The organism is Paenibacillus sp. EKM10P, assembly GCF_011800655.1.
Taxonomy (GTDB): Bacteria; Bacillota; Bacilli; order Paenibacillales; family Paenibacillaceae; genus Paenibacillus; species Paenibacillus polymyxa.
In genome coordinates this window covers 12690-24394 of sequence record NZ_JAALET010000019.1, presented here as the reverse complement: position 1 = coordinate 24394, position 11705 = coordinate 12690, and the positions used below count along the sequence as shown (strand labels likewise).

Sequence of the window (11705 nt, the reverse complement as noted above, 5' to 3'; positions counted from 1 at the left end):
CGTGTGAGTCCCTTGAAGCCTTCAAGGGGTTTTTATCATATCGAAAAGGAATGATTTAAGATGACACCTAATACGATTCAATCGCGCTTATTCAAATCTTTCGATGAGCATAGTGAGCGGAACGCCCTAGAGTATCGAGGCCAAGTATTAAGCTATGCCGAGCTGGAGGAGAGGTCCAATGTAATCGCACATGCATTGCTGGCGAAAGGCTTGGAAAGAGGGACGTTTGTCAGTATTTTCATGCATGATAAAATTCAATTGATCTGCTCTGTTGTAGGGATAGTCAAATCCGGCTGCGTATTTATGCCTATAGATGTTACATATCCAAGAGAAAGAATTAAAGTTATGCTTTCGACCACCGAGACCAAATACATTCTAACAGATGACCCGCTGGCGTCCTTTTCCGATATTTATGAAGGCTGGACCGAGGAGCTTGACATTATTCATGTCGATACACAGGCTAATGAATTCAATGGCAAGGTAAGGCCAGAACAGTCTTACGGACCTAATGATAAAACGTATGTATTCTTTACTTCAGGCTCCACGGGTAACCCTAAAGCAGTAGTAGGACGGAACGAGAGTCTGCTGCACTTTATTGAATGGGAAATCGAAGAATTCGGTATTACACAAGACGCGAGAGTCAGCCAGTTCACTTCTCCATGCCACAATCCGCTGCTTAGAGATATCTTTGTCCCACTGTTGTCGGGCGGAGCCATATGCATACCTGAAAGTAAAGAAATGATGCTGGAAAGCAACAGTCTTATGGAATGGATCGAAAGCTCCAGGGTGTCCTTGATCCATTGTACGCCGAGTCTATTCAAGCTTATCAACGGGAAGTCGCTGACGAGCGATCGTTATCCACAGTTGCAGTACGTCTTGCTTGCAGGGGAGAGGAGCGTACCGAAAGATATTGTTAGCTGGTACGAAATCATGGATGAACGAGTCCAACTGGTGAGCTTGTACGGACAAACAGAAACGACATTAGCCAAAGTATTTCACCGCATTAAGCCTGAAGATGTAGTTAAACCCAATATACCAATCGGAAAGCCGATTTCTGGAGCAAGGGTAGCTATATTGAATGAGGATTTGCAGCTTTGTGCTCAAGGCGTTACTGGCGAAATCTATATTCGTACCCCGTATAGAAGCTTGGGCTATTACAATAATGATGAGTTGAATAAGGAAAGGTTTATTCCTAATCCGTTCAATAACGATCCGACAGATATTATTTATCGTACGGGTGATCTCGGTCGGGTATTGGAGGATGGAAACATTGAATTTCTTGGCCGGGTCGATCGCCAGATCAAAATCAGGGGCTTCCGGGTCGAACTGAATGAAGTAGAGAATACGCTATTGCTCCATCCTAAAGTTAAAGAAGCAGCCATTATTGCCAAACAAAACGATCAAGGAACTACGTATATTTGTGCCTATGTTGTACTGAATGTTCTTAATGGTGTGATTGAACCGCAAGAGCAGGTAAATCATGAATTCCGTCAGTTCATTGCATTGAAATTGCCTGACTATATGGTGCCACAATATTTTATTGCGATCGATCAACTGCCGATGAGTCTGAACGGGAAGCTTGACTATAAAGCACTCCCGGAACCGGAGCAGCAGCGCTATATTGCACCGGCAGACGAGATCGAAAGCAGATTGGCCGAGTTATGGTGCGAAATATTAGGGCTCAAGCAAGTTGGTAGAATGAACAGGTTTCTGGAAAGCGGAGGCCATTCTCTCAATGTCATTTCGTTAGTATACAAAGTATATCAAGAATATAATGTAGAGCTTCCGCTAGCCGAAATTTTTAAAAATATTACATTGGCGGAGCTTGCCGACTATATTAGAGGCGCCAATAGCAGCTCTGACAGCACCCATATTGAGCCTGCGGCAGAACGGGAATTTTACCCGCAATCATCCGCTCAGAGACGTATGTTCCTGTTGAACCAGCTTCAACGAAACACGACGTCTTATAACATTCCGGTTGTGCTGAGTCTGCAAGGAAAAGTCGACAAGCAGCGCTTGGAGAATGTGATCGGGGTCTTAGTGGACCGACACGAGTTGTTACGCACTACATTTGAAGTCCACAACAATGAAACGGTACAAAAAATTAATAACGATATTAAATTCACACTGAAAAGTACAACTGCGCACGCCGGGGAGATCGAGCAGCGAATCGAGCAATTTGTTCAGCCTTTTGATTTAAGTCTTGCTCCGCTATTCCGGGCAGAGCTGATTCAATTGGCCGAGGATCAATATATCCTGATGATAGATATGCATCATATTATTTCGGATGGCGTAACGGTTACAATCATGGTTCGTGAATTCATGGAGCTCTATCGGGGCAACCAGCTGTCCCCGCTGAATGTGCAATACAAAGATTATGCCGTGTGGCAGCAAGAACAAATGGGCACGGATTCGATAAATAAGCAGGAGCAGTATTGGCTGCAAGTGTTCGAGGGAGAAATTCCGGTACTGAAACTAGCGACCGATTACCCTCGACCGGAAGTACAAACGTTCGAAGGAAGCCGCTTGAGCTTTACGGCGGATGCCCGCATGGCACGGAAAGTGAAAGAAATTGCCGAGCGGACAGACAGTACGCTATATATGGTTCTGCTGGCGGCGTACAACATCATGCTCTCCAAATATTCCGGACAAAACGATATAGTAGTAGGGTCGCCTATTGCGGGAAGAGTTCATGCCGATGTCCTAAATATGACCGGCTTGTTTGTAAATACGCTTGCCATGAGAAATGCGCCTGAAGGAACTAAAACGTTCTTGTCCTTTTTGCAAGAGGTTAGGAAAGGTGCCTTGGCGGCCTATGAGAATCAGGCATATCCGTTCGAGGAGCTAGTCGAGAAGCTGCAAGTGAGAAGGGATATTAACCGAAATCCATTATTCGATACGATGTTTGTATTGCAGAATATGGAGATGGAGAAATTGCAACTGGACGAGCTGGATATTCAAGCTTATCCATTTGAATCGAAGATCGCCAAGTTTGATTTGACGCTGGAAGCAGTAGAGTTGGAAGAAGGAATCGAGTTCCAACTGGAATACAACACGAATCTATTTAAAGCGCAAACGATTACCAGAATGAGCGATCATTTTATTCACATTTTGGAGGCAATAACGCTCAAACCAGAGCAATCGCTGCGCGAAATCGAAATGATTACAGAGGAAGAAAAACGGCAAATCAGAGAAGCGTTCAATGCTACTAAGGCCGAGTTTCCGAAGGATAAAACGATTCAATCCCTATTCGAAGACCAGGTGTGCAACACACCGGATCGAATAGCGCTTGAACATAAAGGGAAGCAGCTGACTTATCAGGAGCTCAATGAGCGGGCCAACCAATTGGCTAGAACGCTGCGGTCCAGAGGTGTAAAACAAGATCAAATCGTAGCGATCATGATGGACAGATCGTTGGAAATGGTAATTAGCATTCTGGCCGTTCTTAAGGCGGGCGGGGCATACCTGCCTATCGATCCAAGCCTTCCGACAGATCGTATTCAATACATGCTGCGGGACTGCGGAACATCGATATTAATGACAGCAGCCAGCAAGCAAGGCAGCATCGATTTTACCGAGGAGTGGATAGATGTAGATGACGAGGCCTCTTTCCATTCCGACAATTCTAACTTGAGCAATAGTAATGATGCTGCTGATTTAGTCTATGTCATCTATACTTCAGGCTCGACGGGGAATCCAAAAGGAGTACTGATCGAAAACCGAGGGCTAGTCAATTATATTAGCTGGGCGCACAAAGAATATATCAGCAGTTCCTCCGAAGTGTTTGCGCTATATTCATCGATAGGGTTCGATCTTACCGTCACTTCTATTTTTACACCGTTAATAAGTGGCAACCAGATCGTTATTTATGAAGACGACGGAGAAGAGTTTATTCTGAATACGATTCTGCGGGACAACAAAGTTAACATTATCAAATTGACGCCTTCGCATTTGAAATTATTGAAGGATATGAAGCATGCCAATACTTCGGTTAGCAAGCTTATTGTCGGCGGCGAAGACCTAAAGGTTGATTTGGCGAAAAGTACCAACAAAGCGTTTAATAACCGTCTGAAAATATTCAATGAGTACGGACCAACCGAAACGGTCGTCGGATGCATGATTCACAAATATAATCAGTCGGAGGATACCGGTGTTTCCGTTCCGATAGGAAGACCAATCGATAATACCAGCATATACATTGTTGATTCTAACAATCACTTTATGCCGGTGGGAGCGATCGGCGAGATCTGCATATCGGGAGCCGGTGTTGCAAGAGGTTATTTGAACCGGCCGGAGCTTACAGCAGAGAAATTCGTGTCGAACAGCTATGCATCAGAAGGGGGTATGTATAAAACAGGCGACCTGGGAAGATGGCTTTCGGATGGAAGCATCGAATATTTGGGCCGAATCGATGATCAGGTCAAGATTAGAGGTTACCGTATTGAGTTTGGCGAGATCGAAGCTGCTCTGCAGAAGTACCCGGGAGTAAAGGAAGCAGCAGTCCTTGCACAAGAAGATTCGTCAGGGGATAAATCTTTGGTCGCTTATTTGGTATGCGAGGAAATCAATATAGCGGAAATCAGAAGCTTCCTCGGCAAAGAATTACCTGATTATATGATCCCGTCACACTATGTCCATCTGGAAGCCTTGCCGTTGACATCGAACGGCAAGCTCGACCAAAAGGCGTTATCAGGCTATTCCTATGTACCATTCAAAAGCGCCGATAAAGCAGAGCCTGTTAATGAGATGCAACAGATTATATTGGACATTTGGGAAAATATTTTGGATGCGCAAGGAATCGGAATAGATGACGACTTCTTTGAACTAGGCGGCAATTCACTGCTTGCATTTAAAGTGGAGATGGAATTGGAAGATCATATAGGAGATCTGATGGAGCAGGAAGATATTTCAATCTCTTATCTCATTTATAAATTAAAGACAATAAGGAAGCTGGAAGTGCATTTGACGGCACTACAAGAAAGTGAGCTTACCTTGAACCGCTAATAGGCAGCAATAGAGCGTAAGTGAAACAATCAGCGAGGAGTGAGCGAACTTGTCGAGTGTGAATTTGGATCATTTATATCCGCTGACGCATGCTCAAAAACGAATTTGGTATATCGAAAAAATATATCAAGGAACAGCCGTACACAATATTGGCGGGACTGTGCGCATAAAAGGGAAGATTGATCCAGGTATTCTCGAAAAAGCGATACATTGTTTTGTGCAAGGCCATGAAGGCTTAAGAATGCAGGTTACGGAAAGCGATGGGGAAGTGTATCAGAGGCTCAACGGATATGCAGGAACTAAAATCGATTTTTTCGATTTTAGTTCCCTGGATAACGCTTGCGATGAATATGACCGCTGGTTACGAAACAAAGTAAGCCAGCCATTTGTATTAACCAACACCCCATTATACTATTTTGCAATGTTAAAGTTCAGCGATAACGAATACGGATACTTTATAATGGCCCATCATATCGTATCTGACGGTTGGTCAATGGGGATTCTTATTGAACAGATATCAGACAATTATGCGAAATTGTCCAATAACGAATCCATTGCGATTAATCCAGACTTCTCCTATCTTGATTACATCGGATGGGAGAAGGATTACCTTGCTTCTAAAAGAATGGAAAAGGATAAAGGCTACTGGAAAAGCAAGTTTGCAAGTCTTCCCGATCATTTGGCGGCTGCTTCCGATGATCTTGCCGGCGCAAGAAAATCGTTCAAGCTTTCGGAAGAGCTAACTTTTGCCGTAAATCGTTTCTGTGCTGAGAATCAAGTGTCGTTAAACTCTTTTTTCTCCGGGGCCTATGCGCTATACATGTATAAATTGAACAATCAACAAGATATTATTATAGGGAATCCGGTATCCAACCGAGTCCACAGAAAATATAAAACCACCTTCGGCATGTTTACCAGTACGATGCCATTGCGTATAGGAATCGAAGAGAATACGACTTGTCGAGCCTTTATACAGAACGTCCATAAAGAGTTATTTCATTGCTTTCAGCATCAAAAGTATCCCTTCAATCAGCTAGTTAAGGATTTGGAGCTAAGTAAAAGGGGATATAGTGATTTATTTAACATCTGCGTCAACTTCTACAACACGAAACCAAATCGTAATATTGCAGGTTGCTCAGTAGAGCTCGAGGAATTTCATAATGGCGAGCAAATATACTCGTTACAATTCATCATTAAAGAATGGTCGGGCTCGGAACAAATCGAGTTTCATATCGACTATAAGAGCAAGGAATATCAGGAGCGTGAGATAGACAAGCTATACGGAAGAATGCTGCTCATGATCGAGCAGATCGTAGAACGTCCTTCTGAATATTTAAGCAAGCTAAGCATCATGACTCGCGTCGAACAACAGTTGATTCAACAAGTAAATGAGCGAGTAGCGCAATATACAATAAAAGATACGATCATCGGCTTGTTTGAGCAACAAGTCAATCAAACTCCGGATCATATTGCACTAAGCTTTGAAAACGAGAATGTCAGCTACAACGTTTTAAATGAAAAGGCTAATCAAATAGCTAATCTTCTTGTATCAAAGGGCGCCAAGCCCAATAGCATTATCGGCGTCATGTGCTATCATTCCGTCGAAGTTGTTGCGGCTATATTAGGTATATTGAAAATCGGGGCAGCCTATCTGCCCCTCAATGAAGATTATCCGATTGAACGAATGAATTACATTTTTGAGGACTCGCAAACGAGCTTTATATTGACTAACGTAACCCCGCAGGAACATATCAAATTCAAAGGTACGTATATTCGTCTGCTGCAAAATGATGAGATCGCACGTAGCAGCACGGTATTTCAATCCGTACAATCTTCCTTAGAGGATTTGGTCTATGTCATTTATACGTCGGGCTCAACGGGCAATCCTAAAGGCGTTCAAATCGAGAACAAAGGATTAGTCAATTATATTAGCTGGGCCAGCGAACAATATATCAGCAGTTCTGATGAAACGTTCGCGCTATATTCGTCGTTAGGCTTCGATCTTACGGTAACCTCTATTTTCACCCCATTGATAACAGGGAATTCTATCATTATCTATAAAGACGATGGAGATGAATTCGTACTTTATAAGGTAATGCGTGAGAACAGGGCTAATATCGTAAAACTGACGCCAGCTCACCTAAGGCTGCTGAAGGACACGGGCATAAAGAACACGTCCATTAAAAAGCTTATAGTAGGCGGCGAAGATTTAAAGGCTGAGCTAGCAAGAGATATTACCGAATTATTCAATAATAAAGTCGATATATTTAATGAATATGGTCCTACGGAAGCAACGGTAGGATGCATGATTTACAAGTTTGACAAGCTAAATGATACTGTGGGTTCAGTTCCAATTGGCGTGCCTATCGATAATTCGCAACTCTATATTCTGGATGCGAATCTTAATCCCGTGCCCGTAGGTACTGAAGGGGAATTATTCATTGCGGGAGAAGGGCTTGCAAGGGGGTACCTGAATCGGCCGGACACGACTTCGAGAAGCTTCCTTGATAATCCCTTCTCGAAGGGAACGCGTTTATATCGATCGGGAGACGCAGCTAGACTCAATGAATCGGGCATTATGGAATACTTGGGTCGGATCGACCAGCAAGTTAAGATAAAAGGCTTCCGCATTGAGCTAGGAGACATCGAGTCAAATATAAGATCACATAGCTCCGTTAATGATGCCGTTGTAATAGATTGGGAAGATAGCACAGGCTCCAAAGCATTGTATGCGTTTATTGTTCCAGACAGCAATTTCAGCGAACGGCGCTTACGCGAGGAATTGGCCCGACTATTACCAGCGTATATGATACCTTCATATTATTATGCTGTCGATCAGATACCATTAAGTATTAATGGGAAAGTTGATAAAAAGGCATTGATCGAGTATATGAGCTTATCCAATCGAATGGAATCGCAATATGAAGAAGATCTGTCATTCACGGAAACTGAACATAAAATTTTGCATATTTATCGGGATATTTTAGGCAGGCCGAATCTTGAATTGGACGATGATTTTTTAGTGTTTGGCGGAGATTCGATTAAAGCGATCCAAATCGCCAATCGTCTTGAGCAGATCGGGCTGAAAATCAAAGTCAAGGATATTCTTAATGTGCCCGTCATTAGAAACCAGATCGATAGAATGGATGATGCGGCGGAGGGCGCCATCATACAGCAAACATCCCATCATGGTGTGATTAAGCCCACTCCAATCTATCAGTGGTTCTTTAATAAACAATTAACGAATCGCGAGCACTGGAATCAGTCCGTCCTGTTAACGTTAAATGTTGATCTAAGCAATGAACAATGGAATAAACTATTATTTACCTTAATTGTTCATCACGATACGTTGAGAATCAACCTGAATGATGAAGGAAGTATGATCTACAATGATGCTTATCTGGAGGACCGTGCATTTGCAATTTCAAGCTTTGATCTAACGGAATTATCAATGGAAGAGCAGCAAAACAGCATAGCGACGATAGGCAATAAGCTGAAATCCTCCTTCAACCTGCAGTCTGGGCTGCTGTTCAAAGCAGGTATTATTCAAATGGGCGGCAAACAAAAGGATGTCCTGCTTTTAACCGCCCATCATCTGCTGGTGGATGGCATATCGTGGAGAATCATTCTGGAGGATATTCATACATTGATCGGCCAGACGATTGCCCAAGAGCAGCTGAAATTACCTTCCAAAACAAGCTCAATGCAGAATTGGTCAGAGAAGCTGTATGAGTATGGCATGACCTCGTTCAAGGAAATGAAATATTGGGACAAAATTGAGAACAGCTCATTTGAATTTCAGGTGGATCATAATGGTGGAGTAAATACGTATGGGAACCTTGCAAAACATATCATTAAATTAGATGAAGCTGAAACGGAATTCCTTCTGGGTAAGGCTAATCAAATCTACGGAACCGACCCTGGCGACTTGTTGATTATTGCATTGGCATTTGCATTACAACAACATACGAACCAGAACGAAATATTGCTAGAGGCTGAGAGTCACGGAAGAGAGCACATTGATGAGGCTGTAAATGTCTCAAGAACAGTCGGATGGTTTACTAGCCTATATCCAATACGGTTAGTTATGGAACAAAAGAATCTATCCGATCAAATCAAATCGCTCAAACAACAATTGCATGAGGTTCCTCACAAAGGCATTGGTTATGGAATCAATAAGTATATTCTCCGAAAACTTCCGATTGCGGAGAAGAAGAGAATAAGGTTCAATTATCTCGGAGAACTGGACAATATACAATCTCATCACTATTTCTTGCTCTCGGACGAACCATCGGGCGATGAGATAAGCAGAAACAATGATGTCGATTTCCTGATTGATATTATAGCCTTTGTTAAGAATAAAGAAGCATCTATTATTGTTCAGTATAGTACGGACTGGTTGAAAGAAAGTACTGTAACTCAGCTTATGGATGGTTATATGTCGCATATTCGTTCTCTGCTCGATCATTGCTTGAACAAAGAAGACCGCGAATTTACACCTTCGGACTTTGATCTTGTTGACGTGTCTCTAATGGAGCTTGATCAATTATTTAAATAGGAAGTAACAGTAATTGCCTCTGGAATGCAAAAGTGAGGCAATTACTGTTTTTAACCGGAAGTTAGGATCTAACTCTTCATGATAAAATTAGTTGTAAATGGTAAAAAAAGGTATTATACGGATAATATTATATTGCCAATAAAATAAGTCGCGGCTATCGAAGGGGTAACTTCATAGTGCATTTCAATTATCGATTTTGGGGTGCAAGAAGGAAACACGAAACTGTTTTTCTACTAATTAATTACAGTTGGTTTCCGAGAAAGGGTATTATGATTACCCGGTAACATTCTATTTACCTGACTATCAGGGGGATAATTGGAGTATCTTGACCCCATGGTTCGATTATAATGTTGTGACAAGAAATTTTCTGATAAAAAACTCTATTGATATTCAGACACTGATTGAGCAAGCTTTGTTTAATAAACAGTACATTTATTTATATGTGAATGAGAAATTTATTCCAGGAGCTTCACCTGAAGCAGAGGGCAGAGACTATATAATCATCGGATTTTATTGCACGGATATATATAACGGACGAACGGAAGAAGTGTCCTTTTTAGGATATGACAACAAAAGAAACTTTAACGAAAGAACAATTAGATTCGAAATGTAAAGGGCATATTATCCACAATGCATTAGAAGGACTACTTGAGTCGGATGGGATTTGTTGCAAGAGGTGCAATGGGACTTTAGGAGAAAAAGCAGAAGCAAGTTTTACTAAGTTGTGTGCTCCAATAACAGAAAGTATGAATATTAAACACGAAATCGGAATGTGGATAACACAGTCCTGTGGATAAGTGGTATTTACATCCAAATTTTGGTATGTATCAGTAGCTTGAGCCGGTATTGCATATCACAAACACAGGTTGTGAAGATTTCACCTCAATTCTAGAAAACCCAAAGAAGCCCTTTCTTTTACAGGGGAATGCTGTGCTTAGGTTTCGATATTGAGGAATATCCTGAGCATCTCTCTTCAATTGAAAAATTAAATTTCAAGAGAACATGTGCGGTTCAATGTGACAACTGCGGAAAAGTTATCGACAAGCAGGAATATGATACTTGACGACTAGATACCAAACCATGCAGGTGACAGTACTACTGGTTTCTTCTGTGAAAAGAAGTGGCTAATTAATCGGATTTCGTGTTGCCATCGGTTTTACTGTTATATTCAATTTTGGAGCAGTTTTTGTAATGTTCCTCGATTTCATTTGTTAGACGGATATAAAAAATGATGTTGAAATAAATGCAAATCTACTGGTTTAGGCGAGTTTTTTATTTTGGATCAAGAAATCCCAAACTCCGAATTACTTGATAACAATATATCCTTTATTATTCCAGATTCCAGTGAACGCTTGGATAATATTTCATGTGAGGGTCAAAGAATATTCGTGAACTGACGAATCGAACCTGGTCCAATTCCATGGAAGAACGAATGAATCGACTAAACCAGTATATGATGGGGTGGATCGGCTATTTCCATCTGGCGTTAGCGAAGAAGTATGTCCAAACGCTAGACCAGTGGATTCGGAGAAGACTGCGAATGTGTCTGTGGAAACAATGGAAACGAGTACGCACACGAATCCGCGAACTTCGGGCGCTTGGGGTTCCAGAGTGGGCTTGTTTTAGAATGGCTAACTCGCGGCGAGACGCATGGGAAATGTCCCGGAACACGAATAATGCCCTTCCCCTTCCTACTGGGAAGCGAAAGGGCTGAAAAGCTTGCTCTCACGTTATCTGGAACTTTGTTAACCTTTTGGAACCGCCGTACCAAACAAACCTTTGGTATAGCTTGGTAAACTAGAGATCCATTCCTGTAGTTGACAAAAAACATCTGTTTTGTTCTTCTTAGTTATGGCCTCTGACATTTCAAGAAATAAACTCATGAGTTGCTGAAACGCGGTCTGGAAGTCTAGATCGCGGACCTCATCAGCAAAGAGAAAAAAGAGTCTCTCCATATTTCATTGCCCCTGCGTTGTACATTCTTTACTCGAAGGCCTGCAACTGTTGGTGGAGGTTTTGGAATGTTGTATGCAGATATCATACTTCGTATACTTCATATATGTTATTTATTGTTCTTTTTTTAATTGCTTTCTGAATTTTCTCATACGTTTCTTTTGATGTGTTTCCATTAAGTCCGAGTGGG

General features: G+C 42.0%; 3 protein-coding genes and 2 pseudogenes. 4 read left to right on the top strand and 1 reads right to left on the bottom strand.

Translation table 11 applies throughout. The annotated features are described in order from the left end of the window. Window positions 1–60 precede the first annotated feature (60 nt). The 4 genes and pseudogenes from HFE01_RS24720 to HFE01_RS24705 form a co-directional block, all read left to right on the top strand. The gene (locus HFE01_RS24720) at window positions 61–5004 is read left to right on the top strand and encodes a non-ribosomal peptide synthetase (protein WP_107735214.1); all 4944 of its coding nucleotides are present in this window, start codon (window positions 61–63) and stop codon (window positions 5002–5004) included. A 58-nt stretch (window positions 5005–5062) separates the two neighbouring features. Further along, window positions 5063–9562 (top strand): amino acid adenylation domain-containing protein, encoded by a 4500-nt coding sequence (locus HFE01_RS24715; RefSeq protein WP_243208254.1) that lies wholly within the window; start codon window positions 5063–5065, stop codon window positions 9560–9562. 563 nt (window positions 9563–10125) lie between these two features. Then, a complete protein-coding gene (locus tag HFE01_RS24710; protein WP_146169118.1) occupies window positions 10126–10359 on the top strand; it encodes a hypothetical protein in 234 nt (77 codons plus the stop codon). 581 nt (window positions 10360–10940) lie between these two features. Continuing rightward, window positions 10941–11311, top strand: a pseudogene (locus HFE01_RS24705) (group II intron maturase-specific domain-containing protein); the annotation flags it as partial. Here HFE01_RS24705 and HFE01_RS24700 read toward each other — a convergent pair. Next, window positions 11308–11508: pseudogene (locus HFE01_RS24700) on the bottom strand (IS4 family transposase); the annotation flags it as partial. The pseudogenes HFE01_RS24705 and HFE01_RS24700 sit on opposite strands and share 4 nt — an antisense overlap. Between the last annotated feature and the right edge of the window lie 197 nt (window positions 11509–11705).